This is a genomic window from Methanospirillum hungatei, from assembly GCF_019263745.1.
Classification (GTDB): Archaea; Halobacteriota; Methanomicrobia; order Methanomicrobiales; family Methanospirillaceae; genus Methanospirillum; species Methanospirillum purgamenti.
Genome location: NZ_CP077107.1, coordinates 3,064,211 through 3,085,781 on the forward strand (window position 1 = coordinate 3,064,211; position 21,571 = coordinate 3,085,781).

Consider the following 21,571-nt stretch of genomic DNA (forward strand, 5'->3'; position numbering starts at 1 on the left):
TTGGAGAACATAATGGATGAAAAGACGCTTGACGGAATTATTGACAAATATCCCTATCCTTCTGGCAGAACTTTGGGAATTTTGCGGGAAATTCAGATACATGAACGACATATCCCCATGGATACCCTGAAGCAGGTCTCAGAAAAATTACAGGTTCCTCTTTCTGAACTCTTTGCTCTTGTTACTTTTTACTCATTTTTCAGTCTGAAACCAGTTGGAGAGCACCTGATTACCGTCTGTATGGGGACCCCCTGCCATGTAAAAGGAGCAGAGATAATTTTAAAGACCATTGAAGAACATCTCGGGTTGTCAGGAGATACACAAGATGGCAAATATCTTCAGACGACACCGGATAACAAATTCACGGTTGAGATTGCACGGTGTTTTGGAGCATGCAGTATGGCTCCCGTGCTCCATGTTGACGGAGACCTGCATGGATACGTAACTCCTGAAAGAATACCTGATATATTAGAGATGTACGGGTGGACGCGATGAGGATTCAAACACCCGAAGATCTTGACTCAGTTCGAAAAAATGGGCTGAAAAAAATCCAGCCAGGAAGACCCAGGATCGGGATTGGAACATCATCATGCGGGATAGCTGTCGGAGGCATAGCTCTGTATGACAGGATCAATGAGATAGTTCAAAATGAAAACCACGACATCTCACTTGTGAAGACCGGATGTATCGGGTTTTGCAAAGAGGAACCAATTGTATCGGTCAGCATCCCGGGTAAAGCCCTTGTTTTACTTCGAAAGGTGCACCAGGAAGATGCAGAGAAGGTTATATCCCTCGCTCTTCAAGGTGATGTTCCCTCTGATCGGGTGCTCTGTAAAATTTCCGACTGGGACCATATCACAGGCAACCTTGTGTATGGGAACGGATTCGATAGTATTCCTGAATATGAAGAGATACCATTTTTCGCCCATCAGAAAAAAGTAATCCTTCGGGACAGCGGCCTTATTAATCCAGAAGACATTGACGAGTACATTGGCATTGGTGGATACTTTGCATCATTTAAGGCACTTACGAGCATGGAACCTGATGCTATCATCGATGAGGTGAAGCGATCAGGTCTTCGGGGACGGGGAGGTGCCGGATTTCCTGCTGGCCTGAAATGGGAGATCACGAAAAAAGCACCCGGCGAAGAGAAATATATCGTCTGTAATGCCGATGAAGGAGACCCTGGTGCGTACATGAACCGGAACGAGATGGAAAGTGATCCCCATATGCTTCTTGAGGGGATGCTCATCGGGGCATTTGCCATGGGAGTTCATGAGGGGCTGATTTACATCAGGGCCGAGTATCCACTCGCTATCGAACGTCTCATGCTTGCCCTGGAACAGGCACGGTTATATGGATTGCTCGGGAAAAATATCTTTAATACTGGATTTGATTTTGATATCCGGATAGCAACCGGTGCAGGAGCATTTGTTTGTGGAGAATCAACCGCACTTGCAGCATCCATCGAAGGAAAAACCGGCAGACCACGTCTCAGGCCCCCACGACTAACCGAAAAAGGAGTCTTTGGAAAGCCAACTGATCTGAATAATGTTGAAACCTGGTGTAATGTCCCGGTTATCATTGCCAAAGGAGCTTCCTGGTATTCATCAATTGGTGCAAAGGGAAACACCGGTACCAAGGTCTTTTCACTGGTTGGAAAGGTTGATAATGTCGGAATGGTCGAAGTGCCTCTGGGAACATCCCTGCATTCGATCATCTATGATATCGGAAATGGTGGAGCACTGGGAAGAGAGGTGAAGGCAGTCCAGACCGGGGGTCCGTCAGGAGGGTGTATCCCGGTCAGACTCTTTGATACTCCGGTTGATTTTGAAAACCTGAATAAAGTTGGTACCATGATGGGATCAGGAGGGCTTGTGGTGATGGATGAGGATACCAACATGGTTGACATTGCCCGGTATTTCATTAATTTTGCATCAGGCGAATCATGCGGAAAATGTGTCCCCTGCCGGGAAGGTCTCAAACATATGCTCCTTATTCTGAACCGGATTGTCGCTGGGAAGGGCACTCATGAGGATATCAACCTGCTCAAAGAATTGTCAGAAACGGTTCAGAAGACATCCTTGTGTGGCCTTGGGCAGACTGCACCGAATCCGGTTCTGACCACGATGCAGTATTTTCTCGAGGAATATGATGACCTCATCTCACCGGAGGCCTGATATGTCACTATTCGGCTCCATGAACCGGATGGTTACCATCACCATCAACAAAAATCAATACCTGGCTGAGGAGGGAGAAATATTCCTATTAACCGCTATGAGGCTGAATATTGACATTCCTCATCTCTGCTATGAAAAAGCCCTTGAACCGTATGGAGCCTGCCGTCTTTGCATGGTTGATGTGGTCACCTGTGGAAAGACAACGATGACTCCTGCTTGTACCATCAAAGTCCACAATGGTCTTGAAATCCTGACCGATACCCCGGAGATCATAAAACACCGAAGCCTGCTCTTTGAACTCTACCTGGCTGAAGCACCAAAATCAGAAGTAGTCCGTGAGATGGCTGCAAAATACGGAGTCACAAAGACCAGGTTTCTTAAGAAGATCGTTCATGATGACCCGCTTCTTGGAAAATGTATTCTCTGCGGATTATGTGTCAGGGTATGTAATGAGATCATGGGTACATGTGCAATCAATTTCATCAACCGGGGGCCATATACTGTTATCAATACACCTTTTTTTGAACAGAATCCAGACTGTGCAGGATGTGCTGCCTGTGCCCAGGTTTGTCCGACGAATGCTATCGTATTTGATGATCGGGGTTCGAACCGGATCATGCAATCATGGTCCCATACAACAGTTCCTCTTGCAACATGCTCATCATGTAGGAAGTCATTTGCTCCGGAGAAACTTATGCAAAAGGTGCTGAACAACCTTGAACCTGAAATCATCGAAGAGATCAGAACCCTGTGCCCTGAATGCAGGAGAAAATTAATCACCCGAAAAGAGGTAGGGAAAATCCCAAAATCCTGATATTATTCTTAAAAACCGTATTGAGGAGTAAAATAAAACAATGAGCACTCATGGATTCCGGGTAGTCATTACCGGGAAAGGGGGCGTTGGAAAGACAACGATAACCTCACTCCTCTCTCATCTTTTTGCAGCAAGAGGATATTCCGTCCTGGCAGTTGATGAAGATCCCCAGATGAACCTTCCCTATGCTATCGGTGTCTCTCCCGAAGATGCTGAATCGATTGTCCCGCTCTCAAAAAACCTGGATTATATTGAGGAAAAGACCGGAGCCAGACCTGATTCCGGATATGGTCTCATGCTCTCCCTTAATCCGGATGTATCAGATGTAGTTGAGCGATTTGGCATGAAAGGGCCGGATCGTGTCAACATCCTGGTTATGGGAACCGTAGTAAAAGCTGCTACCGGATGTCTTTGTCCGGAGAACACCCTGCTTGACGCAGTCATGAGACATATCAACCTGCGGGAAGGGGAGATAATTCTCATGGACACCCAGGCCGGAGTTGAGCATTTTGGACGGGCACTTGCGAAAGGCTTTAATCAAGCGGTTCTGGTTGCAGATCCGACATATAACGCAGTTCAGGTTGTTAAACATGCAGCAGAACTTGCCAGGGAACTGGAGATACCAGACATTCACCTGGTCGTCAACCGGGTCAGATCGCCCGGAGATATATCACGGGTTGACAGATTACTTGCCGATTATGATGGGTATTTTTCGGGGAAATTTTACATTCCGTATGATGAGATGATGCTCCTCTATGATCCGGATGTACGACCAATGCTTGAGGAACAGTCAGAATTTGTGGATGGTGTCAGGGAACTTTTGATATCTCTTGAGATGCATGGGCTTATGAGAACGTGAAAAACGACCGATGAGTGAGTTCATATTTTTATTTTTATCCCTATGACATCAAATTTAATCTCTAATAATACACTCTATTTCACATCATATGTCTACTCTCTCTCCTTCTGAAGATATTCGATCAGTAACTGATCTCAAGCGTCACACCCGGGAGATCCTAAATCATATTCATACAACTGGTCGCCCGGTTTTCCTTACCGTCAATGGCCGTGCAGTTTCTGTATTGCTTGATGTAAAAGAGTATGAAAAATAGATTCATGCCGGGAATATTGCCTGATTACTTACATCTGCAGAACCGGATATAGAACAAGGAAAAACCAGAATGTTTAGTTCCTTTATCCAAGAGTTCAAGCTTGATAACGCCATTTGAGATTGTATATTTTAATCAATAAGCAGAAGAGCCATTAATTCAGGATGTCCGATAACAGGAAAACGGATTGGCATTCCTGCTGCCTCTGCTGTCTTTTTCATATTTATTCCAACCGCATGTTCAGTCATACGTGCCTGTGTCGGATGAAGACAGAGCCCTTTTTCAACATTGCATGTTTCACATAATCTGCAGGATCCGTTCATAAACGCCAGTGCAAACGTATATCCTGCATTAAAGGCCAGCCGTTCCAGTTCTAACATCATGGGAGAGAGGTTCTTTGTGCCATTAAAGTGATTAGTCCAGAAATCCTGTGCCTTCCTTTTTTTATCCTCCGGAGCTTTTGGGTCAAGCCAATATCGGTATATTGAACAGATAATATCAGGCTCGGCTACTGCTGGTGAGAGATATTTTACTAAAAGTGCATATTGGTATTCACTGACTATCTTTCGGAACTGGTCAGGTGTGGGAACATATGGAGGACAAGTGAGTTTTTTACCATACGATATACAGCCACTTTTGCACTTCAGGGCTACTCGGTCTTCCACACAGATATGGGATGCTGGAATTATTTTCGCGTCGGCTGCACCCATTTCAAGGGCTTTTTTCACAAGAAATGAAAAATCATCTTCGTCATTCATATGTGAATCAGACATAAAAATCCAGTAAGAATATATGGGTTTATGGTATGAGAATCCTTCTCAACCCTATTGTTAATAGAAATTAATTTGGCGAACACAAATGATTATCCATCTCAGCGATTTAATTTCTGTCATGAGAAGGCACATAACGATTCTGATATTGTCACTTATTTTTATTGCAATCAATATCTCTTCAGTATGGAGTGATTCTCCAGAGTCCCAGTATGTCAATCTGGTTTTTTCGAATATGACGGATGAAGAGCGGGTCGGACAGATCTTCATGCCTGCAATCTCCTCATTATCAGGAAATGGGACACAGGAGATGACACCAGAACTTCAATCAATGCTAAAGAGAATTCATCCAGGCGGTATTATCCTGTTTGCACGGGATCTCTCATCAGTTGAACAGATAGTGACACTCACCAATGCCCTGCAAATTGAAGGGCCAGTGCTTGAACATGGTGGCAAAATCCCATTTTTTATATCAATAGACCAGGAAGGAGGATTAATTAACAGAATTCCCTTTGGTCCCAGGATGCCGGGAAACATGGCTCTTGGTGCTAGCAGGTCCGCAGAAACCACCAGGCATGTAGCAAAGACAATAGGAGATGAACTTTCTTCCCTTGGAATTCATATGAATTTTGCACCGGTCCTCGATGTGGAAACAAACCAGAATAACCCGGTGATTGGAATCCGGTCATTTGGAGCCGACCCGAATCTGGTTGCAGAGCTTGGAGATGCCTATATTGCCGGAATACATGATGCAGGAATTATATGCAGCGGGAAACATTTCCCTGGCCATGGAGATGTGGACATCGACAGCCATCTCGGACTTCCACTTGAAAACCATACCAAAGCTAGGATGAATGAGGTAGAACTGGTGCCCTTCAGATCAGCTATTGCATCAGGAGTAGATGCCATAATGACTGCTCATATCATCTTCCCTGCATATGATAATTCTACAAACCTCCTTGATGACGGAACAGAAGTTGCAACGCCGGCAACACTTTCAAAACCTATCCTGACCGGGCTGCTTCGTGAGGAACTCTCCTTTGATGGCCTCATTATCACGGATGCCATGATGATGAAAGCAATTATTGATAATTTTAAGACCGGAGATGCAGCGGTGAGAGCTGTCAAGGCTGGAGCAGACATCATCCTCTATCCTGACCCGGTAGATGAAGCATATGAAGCCGTTCTAACAGCATACCAATCTGATCCGGAGGTGAAGACCAGGGTCGATGAATCAGTGAAACGAATCCTTGCCATGAAAGAAAAGTATGGGATAATCAATCCTCTCGTATCGGAAAATAATTTAAACCTTGATATAGCATCTCGAATTGCTTATGCACAGGAAGTTTGTCTTGGAGAAAAAACCTATACAATTGAACGGGAAGCATCAGAGAAAACAGTCACCCTTCTATCAGATCGGAATATGCTTGTTCCTTTTTCATGCTCTGAAATGAAAAGCATTGCGATATTCACCCCGACATTGCTCTTTACCAATGAAACATCTCTGGCGGTTGAGGAGATATGCAATGGGCAAAGATACTCTCCGGAAATATTAACTTATACCTATCAAAATGAAACGGAGTTATCCGAGGAGCAGCAACAGGCGGTGATGAATACTTCTCTGGTAATCCTTGGAACAAGTTCATCTAATGCAACACAGCGGACTGATGAATACTACATCCCACAGTTTTCACGGTGTCTTTTGGATTTTGCCAATGAGTATGAGATCCCGGTCGCAGGTTTAGCGTTAAACCAACCGTATGATATCATGTTCATGCAGGATGTTCCGATATATGTTGCGACATATGCCGGAAGGGCCGGAGGACAGAATATCCACTCTGCAATTCGTGCACTTTTTGGGGAAATTCCGATAACAGGAACCCTTCCGGTGAATATTGAGGACGAGAACGGGACTATTATTTTTCCCATGAATTCCGGGATCATCCGGGATTTTCATATCTGATTCGATTATAAACACTCCTGTTTTACGCTCAAATTTTTTCTTCAAAATGGTGTAAATCTTCCATAATTTCAAATAAATCACTTTATATAGTTCCATACAAAGTGTGTATTATCCTGTTTTTACAGGGAGTGCGAAAAAATGATTCGAAAATTTGTTATTCTTATATGCGGGATTGTCCTGCTGACCTGTTTTTTCTCATGTGCAATGGCTGAATTAACCGGAGAACGGATAACACAGGCCCTCTCAGATAAAGAGATTACTGTCCCGGTTGTATGTGATCAGCCCTATGTATTATGTGATACAGCATATTGTGTCCCGGCACAGGATGATCCATCAAAAGTCCTCTGTTCCTGTTACATGGTTGACGGACCGTCTTTAGGTGGCAATAATTGTTCAGTTTTAGCTCCAATTGGGATGTATGTTAATGAATATGGGGACTGGATGATTAAAGCGGGTTATCCAGTCGGTCAGATAACATCTACGTACTCATTTTACCACGCAGCCCCGATCGAAGGTAATGAAATTGATCCAAATAACACCTCACCTGATTATTCAGGAGATATTTATCTGAAACAATGTATGAATGGAGACTGGGCTGACTGTTGGAATAAACCATGTTCTGTTCTTCCCCAGGACATCCATGCAGACATAAATACTGACAGATTAGCGTCAGAATATGCGGTATGTGACTGTGGTCTCGTGGTGAACTCATCCGAATGGTTCATCGGAGTATATGGAACTGAGCAATGTGAGGATGAGACACTGTGTAATGATTACATAATCTCTGGGGCGAATGTAAAGAGTATGGATCCGGGTATTGTGATATTGAAGAGATATTTACAGGAAAACCCTGATCCCAATCAACAGTACACGATGGGATACTGTGAAGGGTGTGTCGGGTGTGATGATGAATCATCTGATGAACCAGTTGAGGAGACACCTGATGAAGGGGTAAATGAAACTTCAGATGAATCAGTACCCATTTAATCCCTTTTTTACCCTTCAATTTAAAAAAATCTATATTTTTGCCTGAAACATATAAGATCAGGCGGATTTCAATCTTCATTTGAAAGGCCTAATCCCTCTTCCTCCAGCCATTCCAGAGCTCTGTTTCGTGACCGGTGATCTTTCCATGTGTGCCACAGATCTTGTAGGTCAGGATAAGTCTGGATAAAATCTTTAAATCTCCGAAAAGGTTTAGGGCCCCTGATGGCCTGATAGGCGAGTTCATGGACTTCCGGGTCATTTATTGTCTGGATACCCATCCCGTGACCCTTTACGGATTGGAAACCGGACATATCTTCCGGTTTCATCGTTATCAATCTTATCAAATATTTCATGGATTAAATCTTTAGACATTCATTTCGCCATGCTTCCAGGTCTGCAATTATTTCTGGTTTTTTATTTTTCAATTTCCATCTCTCGATAACATCATATGTCAGACCATCATCATTGTCGACAGCCCAGTCAGCAAATTCTCCGGCTTCTTCTGACATGTAAACACAGATTCCCCGGATTATCCCCCTGCAGTATGCATGAGCATCATCAACCATTTTTCGATCTAAATATCGTTCCATCTCGTCTAAAAATGGTTCGATTTTTTCTTCCATCATTTCGTATGAATGTTCGCAGGGTTCTACATACCCATACCGTGTTCTCCCTGATTGTTCCCAGAGGTCATGGACATCCAGTTCTGATAACGCATCACAAACATCCTTACAAATTTCTTCCTCATCTACATCGGACAATAGAGTTTTTGCAATTGAAGCAGCTTTAGAAATCAGTTCCGGGTTTTCATTAAGTAAATGTGTAAGAACTCTCGAAGCCTGGTCATCAGTTATGGTAGAGAGAAATGAGAGATCATGCTTTTTTGTCATAAAAAAATATACGTTTTTCTGGATATTGAATAGCCCGTATAATTCCGAAATAATATGAATGACCGTATCAGAACCTATTCCCTCAAACCAAGTAAAAAATAAAAATATGAAAGGTTTTTATTTAATAAACGTCCCATTCCGGTATTCTGCAAATGCCTGATCCACTTCTTCCTGGGTGTTCATGACTATCGGCCCACCCCAGGCAATCGGCTCTCTGATAGGTCTTCCGGAGATCCATAAAAACCGGCAGCCATCTTCCCCGGTTGTAAGATCAAGGACCGCTCCCGGAGCCAGGTGTGCCAAACTACGATTTTTCAAAAAAACAGGTTCTCCCATCCCAACCGTGCATCGTCCTTCAAAAACATACATGATCCCGGTAAAACCAGGCCGGACCTGGTGATAGAATTTTGAATTTGCAGGAACAGACACGTCGAGATATTCTGGATCAACAATGATCTCACGAACCGGCCCTGTTAATCGCCCATATGTTCCTGCTATCACCCGGACTTTCGAACCATTCTCAAGAGTATCTACTGGAATCATATCAGAAGAAATCTCCTGGTACCGGGGAACATGATATTTTTCTGACCGGGGAAGGTTAACCCAGAGTTGAAATCCGCCCATCTTTCCATTAACCGGTTTTGGCATCTCCTGGTGAATAATTCCTGAACCTGCTGTCATCCATTGAACTGCTCCGGTTCCCACAATTCCGGCATTTCCCATGCTATCACCGTGCTCAATCAGTCCATCAAGCATGTACGTAACCGTTTCAATGCCCCGGTGTGGATGCCAGGGAAACCCTTTCACATAATCAGCCGGAGAATCTCCCCTGAAATCATCAAGCATCAGAAATGGATCAAACCGGGGGATCTCATGGTATCCGAAGGCACGATGTAGCCTGACTCCGGCTCCTTCGATTGTTTCACGAGCAATAAGAATTTCCCATACCGGCTGATTTAACCCCATAAAACATAATCAACGTGAGACATATAATAAATATGGTCTAAAAAAACCTGACGTACGTATGTCCACTAAAAATTACCGTTTTCGCCCATAGGGACACACATACAGACACAGTCCACAAACTGGTTCTTCATTCCTCTTTTTCATCTCAAGAAAATACCCGTCGCATCGTTCAACAGCAAATCTGGCTTCCCGTGGTTCTTCTTCTCGAAAAGATGCTCCAGTATATGCTTTCACCGGACAGATATCAACACAAGCCTGGCAGGATCCACATCGGTCCTCCATGGGTGCAGACACTGCCTGTAGGGGGGCATCGGTCAGAACGCTCCCCCATCGGACCCGTGGTCCGTGATCTGGGGTGATAAGCATGCAGCTCTTGCCAATCCATCCAAATCCAGCCTGTCGGGCAGCCAGTTTATGAGAGAATACTGAGCAGATTTGTTCATCATCCACCCGAACAGAAGCCGGAACAGGAAGAGCGGAGAATCCGGTCTTTTGAATAAGATTAGCCACACCGGATGAGATAATATCGAGCTGAGTATTGATTACCTGGTACGCATGATGATGATAGAGAATCTTTGCAGCCCGACTCCCTTGTCCGAGAAGATCTACAATTGAATGCTGCAGTTTAATCCCAAACACCACGGCGTAAGGAAACCGGGTCATTTCACCTCCCTGTCTTATGACCTCATCCTGCACAGATGTGAGATCTGCAATCCCGAAATATGATGTCCCCTGCATCGTGCAGAAAGAGGAGAGTGAATCATACAGATCAGTCATAATACCTCAATAACCTTAAAACCCTGATTTCCAATGCAATATATGACGAACATCTGTATATGTGCCTGCGGGTATTCATACCTGAGCCCCTCTTTATATCCCAAAATCTGCTTCGTATCTTCGTCTCTGACAGTAAAAACCTCTATCGACGTATTCATCCTGGACCATTCAGTGTTTGAAAAATATTTAAACTCAATAACCCACCGGATGCCGGCAAATTTTTCATGATATTTCCCGACAAATTCAAGATCACTACGACCTTTCGGGTATGATCGTTCAAGATTCCAGGTAAACCAGGTAGAAAGATACCTGCTGCAGAGTTCATAAAATGTCGTCCGGTAAAAATTCTCATTCACTCTGTTAAACACTGCTTCCGGAAGCTGCCCAACATAGAGTTGCCAGTAATCAGCAAAGAGCTTCTTTAAATCAGGATTATTAAGAAAACCCTGCATCATTTCAGCATACCGGGTAGAGACATCGATGTTATAGAGTTCATTAAAATATTCTGCAAATATCTTTTGCATGTTCACATTTGGAAGTTTAAGGAAAAATTGATCCTTTTTTGTCAGCATACCAAGATAAAAGAATGAAATGGGATAGTAATGTTTGTCAAAAAACTGGGATCTGTTAAATTTCGAGACCAGATATTCTTCATCATACGGGATGGATTCAGTCTGTAAAAGTTCACTGACAATATCCCGGGTGTTCTCCGTGCTGCTGGTTATCCGTTTCACCCAAGAGAGATCAGTCCTCAGGTTTAAATCGGTCAGTTGTTTAGGAATTTTTTTCTTATCGCAGAAATCCTGCAAGAAATACATCAGCATGGTAGAATTATATATTGCATCACCATCAGGATCCACGAAATGGTATCCGTTATACTGCGTTTTTATTATCTCTTGAATTACCGGGCGAATGATTGGATCAATCTGATATTCATCAAATATCATATCCAGAAGGGCATTTACTTCTCCCTGTGTAAACCCAAGCATAGATTCAAAAGATGAATCAAGGGTAAGAAATGATGCAATATTATAACTTGACGTCAGATCATCAATTGTAATGGGGAGGACTCCGGTGATGAAAATATTTGCAATAATTCCCATTTGTCTTCCCTCTTTGAGTGTCTTAAAAAATGTTCTGAGAAAACTATCACCGGAGGTTACTTCCTGATACAGGTGATCCTGGTGACTGGTAATATACTGATTGACAAAATTATCATATTCATCAATAATGACATATACCTGTGGAGCATCAGATTTTTGCAGATATCCAAGCCATAATGAAAAAGCAGTTGAGGCATCAGTATCCGGAGAAAAATCAGGGAAATCATACATCAGGTTAGGATAGGCATATTTCAATTGAGATATCCGCCCTACACAAATTTGGTTAAAGGCCGATTCAGTTTTTTTTATATCTTCAGAAACTGAAATCACGGAAAAATCAAATTTTAAGACAATATATTGATTATGAGTATCAGTAGGGTTATTTCCTATCCAGGTATTCCCAAAAAGTTCATGAAACCGTGATGCTTCTTTCAGGTCATAGTAATACTGAAGCATTGAACAGAAGAGAGATTTCCCAAAACGCCTTGGGCGAAGAAAAACCGGGTTTTGATATTTTTCTAATTTTTCTATATATTGGGATTTATCAACGAAATAACTGTTTTTTTCGATAAGCTCAGCGAAATTCATAATCCCATACGGGACTCGGCGGTTCATAGTTATTTCACCCTGGTTCTGTGGTTACACGTTATGTAATATGGATATTTATATGTCATGATATCATTGAAATTAAGAATAGTAATCAAAATTAATACAATAAATGAAAGAGGTATCTTTTGTAATTTTTTATAAAATGAGTCTCAAATTTTAGTCGATTTATAATTTAAACATATTATAAGTTTTTTTGCCCTATCATATCCCTGACCGTTACCTCCGGATAATGATACCTGCCCCTTCCTTTCGTTCCCCTCATGAGATTCAGATCAATAGCCTGAACCGGACAAAAATTCAAACAGGCACAACAGAGTTCGCACTGATGATGATAAACAGGCTTTCCGTCTTCAAGCGAAATGTTTTCAGTCGGACAGACAGAGACACAAATCCCACAGGAGGTACAGGTATCTGAAACTGAGAATTTTTCATCGGCCTTATGAACTCCTCTGACAAATCCGCCATATAATACAGTCTGCATGAGAGAAGAGATGGGGTACATCCCAATTTTCTGATTTTTACATTCCCTGATTATTTCTGTGATCCGGTTTATTTCAACATCCGCAGATGACAGAATGGACATAATTTTTTCTCCTGAAGGGGGAGTAGAAACAGGAGGGAAATTATTGGGCATTCTGATTAAAAATCCGGCATTAAGTCCGGTCGGATTTTTCTCGAGAAGAGTAACATCCATCATCTTCAAGGCAGAACCACCTGTCCCTCCCAGGGTCACAATACCAAAAACATATGCTGTATTACCTGTGTTTAGCCGCTTGAGAAAATTTCGGACGATGACGGGAACTCCAGCATCATATACCGGACAGATGATACCAACTCTTCCCTCAGGGCTGATAATTTCTTCTTCAGACTGCATCAGAGGGCAAATAGGAACGAGATCAGTATCACTTAGGATGTCTCTAATCTTTCTGGCTACCGATAGAGAATTTCCAGTTCCAGTAAAATAATATATTGTTGTATGCATGATCCCTCCTCACAGAGATGAGATATCGCGGATGACAGTTTGAATGGTTTCAATCTCTATTGATCCTGCCTGATCAAGCACCACAGTGCCGGATATGGAGATTCCTTTTGCTTTCAGCCGTTCTACCATCGATATAAGTGCTTGCTCACCACTCTCTGTACTTTTACAAGTCAGTAATACAAAGGCATGTTTACCCTGGCATCCTGTGAGACCTTCAATTCCTCCATTAATTACAGGTGTTGGTTTTCCTGCCCAAACCGGTGAGGCAATAATAAGGAGGTCATAAGCAGATACTTCAATTTTTTCTGGGAGAACAGAATCATGTAATCCTCTTAAAGCCCGGTAGCATCCTTTTGGAATTACCATGAGAGATGAATACGGATGTATTGGGGTTACTTCAATAATATCGGCAGATATCTCATCATGTATCTTCTGAATTACATTTTTGGTTATCCCGGAATGGGAATGATAAATAATTGCAGTTTTCATCTTCTTCCCTCACACGAAAGTAAATTTTGCCAGTCAGTCAAAACGTTTTTCATCTGATGATTATACTGGAAATAATAAATCATATGTCCGGAAATAATGTATTGAACATATGAGATACTCGATTACCATCAGATTATGAAATCACCAGGAATTATCTGTAATAGATAAAGATCCAGATGGTTCAAATTAGATCTTTCAAACCTGAACCATATAATTAATTGCTTATATTCTTATAATATTCTTTCTTAAGATCCTGACTTGTGGAGATGGATGGTAGAAATTATAATCCTAAACAATTCAAACCCCGGGCATTACAATTGAAAAATCTGTTATAGTATTCCTTATCAAACTTCTCAATGCAGAATAATTCTGATTGTGATCAACCACAAATTACCTCTCTTGAAGAAATTGGATGGGATAAAGAATGGGATTTAATTTTTTCCCCATATAAAGGCCCGTATATATCTGGCAGAGTAGCAACTGCTCATAAAACGAAATATGATGTACTCATACCTGGAGAGATCATCTCATTACCTATTTCTGGAGTAATGAGATCTAAAAACCTCCACCCGGTAGTGGGAGATTTTGTTGTTATTTTAAATCAGGATCCAACATCCCGGATGATTGTATCAATATTAGACAGAAGAACCTGTCTGTCACGTGGAGGAGCCGGAGAATCAACCGGAGAACAAATATTAGCGGCAAATATTGACACGGCTTTTATTGTCACTGATCCAGGAATGGATTTTAATATCTCGCGGATTGAGAGATATCTCCTCATTGTAAGATCATCTGGAGCTGAGCCGGTAATCATCCTGAACAAAACCGATACATGTGATGATACCACATCCAAAATAAATGAAATTCATACAGAACTTGGACACATTCCGGTTGTTGCCATCAGTGCCCTTCAGAAAAACGGCCTCGATCAATTAAAAGAGTATCTGAAACCAGGAAAAACAATAATCTTTCTTGGATCATCAGGAGTAGGAAAATCAACACTGATGAATGCCCTTTCAGGATTTAATCTTCAACAAACGGGGAGTATCAGGGAGGATGATGGAAAAGGCCGGCACACCACTACTGTCCGTCACCTAATCGTACTTCCATCCAAGTGTTCACTGATTGATACTCCTGGGCTTCGGGAAATCCGGATCTGGACCGCTGAAGATCAGGTTGAGGAATTATTTCAGGATATTATCCGGATTGCCAGAGGATGCAGATTCTCTGATTGTTCTCACCAGCAGGAACCGGGTTGTGCTGTTAGACAGGCAATAGATAATGGTGAACTATTAGAGAGCCGATTAGAGCGATATCGAAAAATTCTGAAAGAAATGTCATTTGAAAGAGAAAAAGCTGAAATTGGATTAAAACGATTTGAAAAGAAAAAGTTCAAAGGGATAAGTCAGCTTGCTCATGAGCTTCATGAGAGTCCCAAGTGGAAAGCACAACGGTAAAGGTACTTCTCCGTAAAAAGATTCATTGTTATAGAAAGAAATACGCTGATTTCTTCCTATAAAAAGAGAAAATCTTTAGGTTTTAAATGAGTATAACAGATTACAGGAGGTTAAAAAATGAGATCATACATGTTTACAGGAGGCATGGTTATCCTTATTCTGATAAGCATGAACTTTGTCCTCGCAGAAACTCCTCAGGTTTCATCATCTGATAATTGGTGGAATGGGTCATGGATGTCTGATGATTATACTGTACTCATCCTTCAAAATGATGCGAATATTGCCGGAAGTTATGACCCCGAAGACATCTCAGTCTTGGATTCTGGTCTACTTAAAGGAACATTATCAAAAGACAAAAAAACATTTTCAGGAATATGGTCAGAATCAGGAACGATTACATATATTCTGTCAGATGATCTCATGTCATTTTCAGGAGTAGGAACAGTCAATCAGGAAGGAAATATTGGAGATCCCTTCACGTATTTAAGTAACGCCACACGAGAAGGAGAAGTGAAAGACCTGAATAATACCTGGACAGGAACCTGGAAATCAGCCAGCAATATCTACACATTTACTCAGAATGGATCGGTAGTTTTTGGTTCTTACTCTCCATTCCATAGTGAAGAAGATGAACCAGGTCACATAGATGGAGTAGTTTCAGAGGATGGGAAAAAATTTACTGGCTCCTGGGTTGAAACAGGAAATTTCACATTTGTTCTTTCAGAAGATAAGAAGAGTTATACTGGGACATATACAACTTCATTTTCTGATTCCGGATCTCTTGAATTCTGGAATGGTACAAAAATGGAATAATCATTTTTTAAACAGGCACACAATATACCACAGACTACAAAGTTCAATTTGACCTAATACTTCCCATCAGAATTTACCAAAAATTAATTTCAAATAACTGTTATTATCATCTCTATTATCAGACAGCCGTTCTGCAAACCTATGAAAAAAAGGAATTCTGTTAAGACTGTTCATCAATGTGGTATTTTCCTTTTGGAACATCTATTACAAACAGACATCCATCTCCAAATGATCCTTGTTCAGAGATAGTAATAGAGGAGATGGATAGGATTTCCCGGGTTAAAAAGAGTCCATACCCGGTATTTTTGCCAAACCCTCTCTCGAAGATTAATTTTTTCTGATCATCAGGTATCCCTACACCATCGTCTTTGATCTTTATCAGAAGACCTGTGTTGGCCTCATATGATGTAATATCAATCCGAGTCAGTTTTTCCCCATGCCTGATAGCATTTTCAATGAGATTATAACACACTTTTTCAAATAACGGATCAACAAGAATGAAAATTCCAGATATAGCAATATTGACCGTAATATTTCCGGTATCAATTTCTTTCTCTGCTCGGCGGAATATTTCACCTACATCCTGCCACTCCGGAACCTTCATCCCCAGTTCCTGGTAGGTTTTGGAAAATGAGACAAAATGCTCAATTTCACTCAAAGAACGTTTTATGGCGTCCATATACGTTTTTTGATCAGGGTTCAGATCAATTTCTTCTATAAATGAAAGATACGCTTTAGAAATCATGATTTTATTCAGTATATCATGTCTGGTAATACTGGATAACAAGTTCAATTTATTATTTGCAACAAGCAATGCCTCTTCAGCTTGTTTCAGAGTAGTAATATCACGAATTGTTTCGATGGCACCGATAATGGTTCCAGTCGAATCATAAAGACACGCAGCGATTGCAGATATATATTTCATCTCTCCGGAGATATCAACCCAGAAACTGGATTTTATAATGTCTCCTTCTTGTTCAATTCGGTCATATAAGTTATCAGATGAAATTTCCGGATGAAGTACAAGGTCAATGAGAACTGGTCTTTTTATTCCATGAATGGGAACAGAATATTCATAATCTCCCTTTCCAATCATTGAGGCCGATGAATATCCAGTCAGTTTCTCAAATGCTCTGTTCCAGAAGAGAACATATCCATCAGCATCTATTACAAAAGTCGGATCAGGGAGAAGCTGCAGGATCATTTGAATTTGAGAGAAAGATTTCTGAAGTGCTTCCTGTTCGGCGAATGAAATTATTGCCTGACGCTCTTTTGTAATATCTCTGATATGAACAAGACTTAATATCCTGTTGTCTTCTGGGATCTTGGTTATCTGAATATTGAGGTACTGCTCTCCGTCATTATTGATCCTGGAGATGGTTTTAGACAGATATTCATTATTTTCCAATCGGTATGAATTAATCATTTCACAAATTACCGGACCGATCTCATCAAAAAGCGATGAAGCCTCTTTTCCACATGCATCCACAGCAGAAATCTGAAACATCTCTTCAGCAGCCCGGTTCATCTCAAGCAAGGTACATGTATCAAGAAGGAAAATAGCATCTGCTGATGACTGAAAAAGGCTCAGATATCGTTCTTCACTCGCTTTAAGTGATGAGAACATGGTCCGAAGTTGAACTGCCATTTGACTAAATGAATGTGATAGTTCTCCAAGTTCATCATCCCTATCAAGATCAGTCCACAATGAGAAATCTCCGCGTGCAAGAGCTTTTGCAGCCCTATTCATGGATAAAACTGGTTTTGTGATATATCTCGCCAGAAATATACAAAGTATAATTGTCCCAATAATCGCACAAATTAAAAATATAAACGTTATCTGATTATGAGCATAAATACTACCCATAATATCAGATTCAGGAATGACAACCACAATGAGCCAGTCAAGTCCATATTGATCCTGGTATGGAGAGATTTGAACAAGTTGTCTGGTTCCCCCATAATCACACTGGAACTGTTTTGAGCTTATAATTGTTTGATTGCCTAAATGTTCTAATAAGTAATGAGATGTTCTCTGAATTACTGGATCTTTACAGGCTGAAGCAGATAGGCGAACAAGCGTCCCATTTTCATTAACATATGGTTCCCGGACCGTTGAAGAAGCGACAAGTACACCCGATTTTTCAATGATAAAAGCCTGACCGTGTGGTGATATCTCGATTTTTTGTAAAAAGTCACTAATACCAGATAAAGTCAGAGCAGTATCCATAACCCCAAGTAATTCACCAGTATCAGAATAGACAGGACGAACTGCATCTATACTGACTATTCCCTCAAGCCACATATAAATCGGTGTCCAGACAGGTTCTTTTGCCTGAACTGCTTCCTGGTACCAGGGTCTGGTACGGGGATCGTAATCTGGAATGGTGATTGTTTTTTCTCCAGTCCGACCATCCGGAAATAAATGGTATTCTACAAAGGAAAAATTTGTGTTCTGATTTGAAATTCCATAATATCGTTCTTTTCCTGTTGCAAGACCTGGTGATCCAACTTTTGAAATAATGGTATAATTACCCTCTTTCTCATGTCCATAACAAATAGCTTCTACAGTATCAAATTGGTGTGATAATTCCAGAAAGTATTCTTTTAAATCTTCTGTATCATGAACAGACACACGATTATGTTTAAATGAGTCAATGCTGAGTTGGTTAACAAAGTGGGGAACCTGCAGGTAAGAATCGAGCTGATCTGATATTCTGTTCGCTACTTCATGTTGTAGCTGACCTGCAAGTTCATTTGCACTATATTGGCTGTTTTGAAATGCTAACAATCCAGTAATACAAATTGCAAGAACTACAACCAATCCAAAAAGAAGGGTAAGCACGGTCCTTAATTTCAACCGGCCAAAAAAGCGATGAATCTGATGAAGGGGCCCTTTATCTTTCTTTTTATTTGGGGCAGATGAGTCATTTGAAACCGATACGTATTCATCATCTTTCATGCATAACTAAAGAGACCGATATAGTATCATTCAAATCCATTGACGATAAACGTATCCCTTTGATATTCCCTTACCCAGGTTAACAGAGAAAAAACTTGTGTACATAAATCAATTTTACTCAATCATATGACCGGATCTAAAGTTTTTTCCGGACCAAGAGTAAAATAAAAAACAGACCCTTTTCCAGGAGAAGATTCAGCCCAGATTTTTCCGCCATGTCGATCAATAATCTGTTTTACAATTGCCAGACCAATTCCTGATCCTTCGTACTCATTCCCGAAATGAACTCGTTCAAATAATTTGAAGATACGATCTCCATAATTCATATCAAATCCAATTCCATTATCCCGAATAAAATATGCAAATTCTCCACTTGAGGGCCCAAATCCTATTTCGATGATTGTTTGAGGTTTTAAACGGGTAAATTTTAGTGCATTCGAAAAAAGGTTTACAAACACCTGTCGAATGAGAACTTTATCTGCATACCCGTTAGGAATAGGTCCAATAATGGTAATTATATCTCTTTTTTTATTGTCTATCAGTAATTCCTCAAGAACTTCCCTGACAAGTTGTTCCATATGAATCATGTCTTTTTGAAGGATATGATGTGTGGATTTTGAAAGAAAAAAAAGCGAATCGATCAACTGATTCATTTTCGCTACGTTTTTCCGAATTATTTCTAGAAGACGAATCGACTCTGAAGGAAGATCCTTTGTATATTTTTCTAAAAAAATAGCAGTAAATCCATCTATCGCACGAAGAGGTGCCCGTAGATCATGGGTGACAGAATAGGTATACATAGAAAGATCATTATTCACTGCTGAGAGTTCACGTGTCCTCTCTTTGACTTTCTCTTCCAGCTCAGCATATAATGTAACCAGTTCATCTTCAGCACATTTTCGCTGGGTAATATCACGACCAACAGCCTGATATTCTATCAATTCTCCATCAGGGGTGAAAATAGCCCTGATATTCAATTGTTGCCATCTGATAGAACCATCATTCAGGATCAGACGTATCTCTATGGTTGAGATTGGATCAGAAGCGGTGAGTTTAGTGAGGTGTTTTTTTAATAATTCAAAATCTTCATTAAAAATAAACGGGATAATTGTTCGTTCGGCCAATTCTTCAGGTGTGATATCAAAATATGTAAAAAATGCATCATTAGCAAAGATATGAGTACCATCGGGTCTGAAGCGTAAGATAACATCCGTCTGACTTTCAACAACCGCTTTATATCGTTCCTCACTTTCAATAAGTTCCTGCAGGGTGTGTAGCCGGAGACATGCAACTGAAGCCTGTGATACAAATGCTTCTAATAATTCACGATTTTCCAGTTCATGTCCCTTTTTCAGAGTTATTGCTACATGACCAAATGCTTCTCCCTGACTTGAAAATCCCAGAATATAACTATCCCCAAGTGATAACATCTCTTCTATTCTCTTGCATTTTTCTTCAGGAACCATGTGAAAGAGTAAATAATAGAGTGATGGGGCTCTTACGGGTCCTTTTTTTAAAAATACTACTTCAGCAGAGGGATCTAATGAAAGTGGATACGCATAACCGGTAATATTACTTCCAAGTTCCTTTCTGACAATTGGAAGGATATCCTCCGAAGCAACCACGGTTTTTAAAATAAGTGTGTGATTTTTCTTATCTATTGCTCCAACGGTAATATATGAATCAGGAACGATTTCAAGTATAGTATCGCCGATAAATTGGTACAAAGTCTGTTGATCTTCAATATCAAGTAGTTTCATGGCAGTCCTGGATAAAAACTCCAGATTGGTAAAATACTGTTCTTCCCTCCTTGATGTTTCCAAATTTTTCTCTAAATCTATTCCTATCCCCTGAATAAAGTTACAACTACCATCGTTATCAAAAAATGCAGTCCATATCCATTCAGTCCATATTTTTTGGGTTTTATTATCTGCAGGAAAGAGACGAAACTTAAATGAAATATTCGGTGATTCTGAAGAAAGTTTCATTATTGCATCTACAAAAGGCCCTCTATCGGATTTAATAATGTAATTTAAAAAATTCTCCCCGATAATGTCTTTAGAAGAAATATGAATAGTGGCTAATAACACAGGATTGCAAAATAATACAACCATATTCAGGTTAATCCGAAGAAGAAACGATTGTTGTATATTCAGAATGCTTCGAGAAGGTAACTCTTGTAATTTATGCGACTCGCGTTTTTCCTTGCGCACCATTTCAATCCGGACAATACCATAGATTTCATTTAATTGTGCAATAATATCTCCGGTTTTTCGAAAATATCCTGTTGCTCCATACCGTGAGGCTTCAATGGCTACATCTTCATTACCATGCCCTGTTAGTAATAAAAAAGGGAGTTCCCCATATCTTGATTTGATATGTCGAAGAAGATCGATACCACTTTTTTCAGGGAGTAAATACTCAGATATCACCATATCAATCCTGTTCTTTGCCAGGATCTTCTCAGCTTCCTCCTCGTTCAAAACAGTTTTTACTTGAATATGGGCCCACATTTTTGTCTCTGCGATGACGAGTGAAAGGAAGAGTATGTCATCATCCACCCAGAGCAGAGAGAACATAAAACTTGGATTATCCTATGAGATGATAAAACTCATGACGGTATTGTAAGTGTAGAGGTATGCAGAAATTAATGTAATAATAGCAGGCATTCATTTGACCAGAATTCATATATACAATCGA

The 21,571-nt window shown here is 40.8% G+C and carries 19 protein-coding genes; 9 read left to right on the plus strand and 10 right to left on the minus strand.

Annotated features, from left to right (window positions below; translation table 11 throughout):
• Positions 1–12 precede the first annotated feature (12 nt).
• From KSK55_RS14855 to KSK55_RS14875, 5 genes are all read left to right on the plus strand, one after another.
• Positions 13–495: an NADH-quinone oxidoreductase subunit NuoE family protein gene (locus KSK55_RS14855; protein WP_214420957.1), complete on the plus strand. Its 483-nt coding sequence runs from the start codon at positions 13–15 to the stop codon at positions 493–495.
• The gene (locus KSK55_RS14860) at positions 492–2,180 is read left to right on the plus strand and encodes a NuoF family protein (RefSeq protein WP_218607475.1); all 1,689 of its coding nucleotides are present in this window, start codon (positions 492–494) and stop codon (positions 2,178–2,180) included. Before KSK55_RS14855 ends, KSK55_RS14860 begins: the two co-directional genes overlap by 4 nt.
• Position 2,181: 1 nt before the next feature.
• Entirely contained in the window at positions 2,182–2,994 is an 813-nt protein-coding gene (locus KSK55_RS14865; protein WP_218607476.1) for a 2Fe-2S iron-sulfur cluster-binding protein, read from the plus strand.
• A gap of 40 nt (positions 2,995–3,034) precedes the next feature.
• A complete protein-coding gene (locus tag KSK55_RS14870) occupies positions 3,035–3,853 on the plus strand; it encodes an ATP-binding protein (RefSeq protein WP_218607477.1) in 819 nt (272 codons plus the stop codon).
• Between the two features lie 88 nt (positions 3,854–3,941).
• The gene (locus tag KSK55_RS14875; RefSeq protein ID WP_218607478.1) at positions 3,942–4,106 is read left to right on the plus strand and encodes a type II toxin-antitoxin system Phd/YefM family antitoxin; all 165 of its coding nucleotides are present in this window, start codon (positions 3,942–3,944) and stop codon (positions 4,104–4,106) included.
• A gap of 128 nt (positions 4,107–4,234) precedes the next feature.
• Here the strand turns inward: KSK55_RS14875 and KSK55_RS14880 are convergent, their stop codons facing one another.
• On the minus strand, positions 4,235–4,876 hold the full coding sequence (locus KSK55_RS14880) for a DUF2284 domain-containing protein (protein WP_218607479.1): 642 nt from the start codon (positions 4,874–4,876) through the stop codon (positions 4,235–4,237).
• Between the two features lie 118 nt (positions 4,877–4,994).
• On the opposite strand from KSK55_RS14880, the gene KSK55_RS14885 reads away from it, so the two are divergent.
• Positions 4,995–6,836, plus strand: coding sequence for a glycoside hydrolase family 3 protein (locus KSK55_RS14885; RefSeq protein ID WP_218607480.1), 1,842 nt, complete (start codon positions 4,995–4,997; stop codon positions 6,834–6,836).
• 138 nt (positions 6,837–6,974) lie between these two features.
• Positions 6,975–7,823 carry a hypothetical protein gene (locus KSK55_RS14890; RefSeq protein WP_218607481.1) on the plus strand — a complete coding sequence of 283 codons (849 nt, stop codon included), beginning with the start codon at positions 6,975–6,977 and terminating at the stop codon, positions 7,821–7,823.
• A 68-nt stretch (positions 7,824–7,891) separates the two neighbouring features.
• On the opposite strand, the gene KSK55_RS14895 is transcribed toward KSK55_RS14890, so the two are convergent.
• The 7 genes from KSK55_RS14895 to KSK55_RS14925 all read right to left on the minus strand — a co-directional run bounded on the left by KSK55_RS14895 (position 7,892) and on the right by KSK55_RS14925 (position 13,639).
• Positions 7,892–8,149, minus strand: coding sequence for a UPF0158 family protein (locus KSK55_RS14895; RefSeq protein ID WP_214420964.1), 258 nt, complete (start codon positions 8,147–8,149; stop codon positions 7,892–7,894).
• Positions 8,150–8,179: 30 nt separating this feature from the next.
• The gene (locus tag KSK55_RS14900) at positions 8,180–8,713 is read right to left on the minus strand and encodes a hypothetical protein (RefSeq protein WP_214420965.1); all 534 of its coding nucleotides are present in this window, start codon (positions 8,711–8,713) and stop codon (positions 8,180–8,182) included.
• Positions 8,714–8,830: 117 nt separating this feature from the next.
• Entirely contained in the window at positions 8,831–9,679 is an 849-nt protein-coding gene (locus KSK55_RS14905) for a pirin family protein (RefSeq protein WP_218607482.1), read from the minus strand.
• Between the two features lie 72 nt (positions 9,680–9,751).
• On the minus strand, positions 9,752–10,456 hold the full coding sequence (locus KSK55_RS14910) for a 4Fe-4S double cluster binding domain-containing protein (protein ID WP_214420967.1): 705 nt from the start codon (positions 10,454–10,456) through the stop codon (positions 9,752–9,754).
• On the minus strand, positions 10,453–12,174 hold the full coding sequence (locus KSK55_RS14915; RefSeq protein ID WP_214420968.1) for an ATP-binding protein: 1,722 nt from the start codon (positions 12,172–12,174) through the stop codon (positions 10,453–10,455). Before KSK55_RS14915 ends, KSK55_RS14910 begins: the two co-directional genes overlap by 4 nt.
• A gap of 175 nt (positions 12,175–12,349) precedes the next feature.
• Positions 12,350–13,150 carry an EFR1 family ferrodoxin gene (locus tag KSK55_RS14920; protein ID WP_214420969.1) on the minus strand — a complete coding sequence of 267 codons (801 nt, stop codon included), beginning with the start codon at positions 13,148–13,150 and terminating at the stop codon, positions 12,350–12,352.
• Between the two features lie 9 nt (positions 13,151–13,159).
• Positions 13,160–13,639, minus strand: a complete 480-nt coding sequence (locus tag KSK55_RS14925; RefSeq protein WP_218607483.1) for a flavodoxin family protein — start codon at positions 13,637–13,639, stop codon at positions 13,160–13,162.
• 356 nt (positions 13,640–13,995) lie between these two features.
• Here KSK55_RS14925 and rsgA point away from each other — a divergent pair, with 356 nt between their 5' ends.
• Positions 13,996–15,096 (plus strand): ribosome small subunit-dependent GTPase A, encoded by a 1,101-nt coding sequence (gene rsgA, locus KSK55_RS14930; protein WP_218607484.1) that lies wholly within the window; start codon positions 13,996–13,998, stop codon positions 15,094–15,096.
• Between the two features lie 117 nt (positions 15,097–15,213).
• Entirely contained in the window at positions 15,214–15,909 is a 696-nt protein-coding gene (locus KSK55_RS14935) for a hypothetical protein (protein WP_218607485.1), read from the plus strand.
• Between the two features lie 160 nt (positions 15,910–16,069).
• Here KSK55_RS14935 and KSK55_RS14940 read toward each other — a convergent pair whose 3' ends face one another.
• Together KSK55_RS14940 and KSK55_RS14945 are read right to left on the minus strand one after the other, a co-directional pair.
• Entirely contained in the window at positions 16,070–18,871 is a 2,802-nt protein-coding gene (locus tag KSK55_RS14940) for a PAS domain S-box protein (RefSeq protein WP_218607486.1), read from the minus strand.
• 122 nt (positions 18,872–18,993) lie between these two features.
• On the minus strand, positions 18,994–21,450 hold the full coding sequence (locus KSK55_RS14945) for an ATP-binding protein (protein ID WP_218607488.1): 2,457 nt from the start codon (positions 21,448–21,450) through the stop codon (positions 18,994–18,996).
• Positions 21,451–21,571: the final 121 nt, after the last annotated feature.

What these genes read in the sequence shown, in the direction of transcription:
- KSK55_RS14855 (WP_214420957.1), top strand. Translation starts at nt 13, where the DNA reads ATGGATGAAAAGACGCTTGACGGAATTATTGACAAATATCCCTATCCT.
- KSK55_RS14920 (WP_214420969.1), bottom strand. Translation starts at nt 13,150, where the DNA reads ATGCATACAACAATATATTATTTTACTGGAACTGGAAATTCTCTATCG.
- KSK55_RS14910 (WP_214420967.1), bottom strand. Translation starts at nt 10,456, where the DNA reads ATGACTGATCTGTATGATTCACTCTCCTCTTTCTGCACGATGCAGGGG.
- KSK55_RS14905 (WP_218607482.1), bottom strand. Translation starts at nt 9,679, where the DNA reads ATGGGGTTAAATCAGCCGGTATGGGAAATTCTTATTGCTCGTGAAACA.
- KSK55_RS14860 (WP_218607475.1), top strand. Translation starts at nt 492, where the DNA reads ATGAGGATTCAAACACCCGAAGATCTTGACTCAGTTCGAAAAAATGGG.
- KSK55_RS14880 (WP_218607479.1), bottom strand. Translation starts at nt 4,876, where the DNA reads ATGTCTGATTCACATATGAATGACGAAGATGATTTTTCATTTCTTGTG.
- KSK55_RS14875 (WP_218607478.1), top strand. Translation starts at nt 3,942, where the DNA reads ATGTCTACTCTCTCTCCTTCTGAAGATATTCGATCAGTAACTGATCTC.
- KSK55_RS14900 (WP_214420965.1), bottom strand. Translation starts at nt 8,713, where the DNA reads ATGACAAAAAAGCATGATCTCTCATTTCTCTCTACCATAACTGATGAC.
- KSK55_RS14925 (WP_218607483.1), bottom strand. Translation starts at nt 13,639, where the DNA reads ATGAAAACTGCAATTATTTATCATTCCCATTCCGGGATAACCAAAAAT.
- KSK55_RS14895 (WP_214420964.1), bottom strand. Translation starts at nt 8,149, where the DNA reads ATGAAACCGGAAGATATGTCCGGTTTCCAATCCGTAAAGGGTCACGGG.
- KSK55_RS14945 (WP_218607488.1), bottom strand. Translation starts at nt 21,450, where the DNA reads ATGTTCTCTCTGCTCTGGGTGGATGATGACATACTCTTCCTTTCACTC.
- KSK55_RS14865 (WP_218607476.1), top strand. Translation starts at nt 2,182, where the DNA reads ATGTCACTATTCGGCTCCATGAACCGGATGGTTACCATCACCATCAAC.
- KSK55_RS14915 (WP_214420968.1), bottom strand. Translation starts at nt 12,174, where the DNA reads ATGAACCGCCGAGTCCCGTATGGGATTATGAATTTCGCTGAGCTTATC.
- KSK55_RS14890 (WP_218607481.1), top strand. Translation starts at nt 6,975, where the DNA reads ATGATTCGAAAATTTGTTATTCTTATATGCGGGATTGTCCTGCTGACC.
- rsgA (WP_218607484.1), top strand. Translation starts at nt 13,996, where the DNA reads ATGCAGAATAATTCTGATTGTGATCAACCACAAATTACCTCTCTTGAA.
- KSK55_RS14870 (WP_218607477.1), top strand. Translation starts at nt 3,035, where the DNA reads ATGAGCACTCATGGATTCCGGGTAGTCATTACCGGGAAAGGGGGCGTT.
- KSK55_RS14885 (WP_218607480.1), top strand. Translation starts at nt 4,995, where the DNA reads ATGAGAAGGCACATAACGATTCTGATATTGTCACTTATTTTTATTGCA.
- KSK55_RS14935 (WP_218607485.1), top strand. Translation starts at nt 15,214, where the DNA reads ATGAGATCATACATGTTTACAGGAGGCATGGTTATCCTTATTCTGATA.
- KSK55_RS14940 (WP_218607486.1), bottom strand. Translation starts at nt 18,871, where the DNA reads ATGAAAGATGATGAATACGTATCGGTTTCAAATGACTCATCTGCCCCA.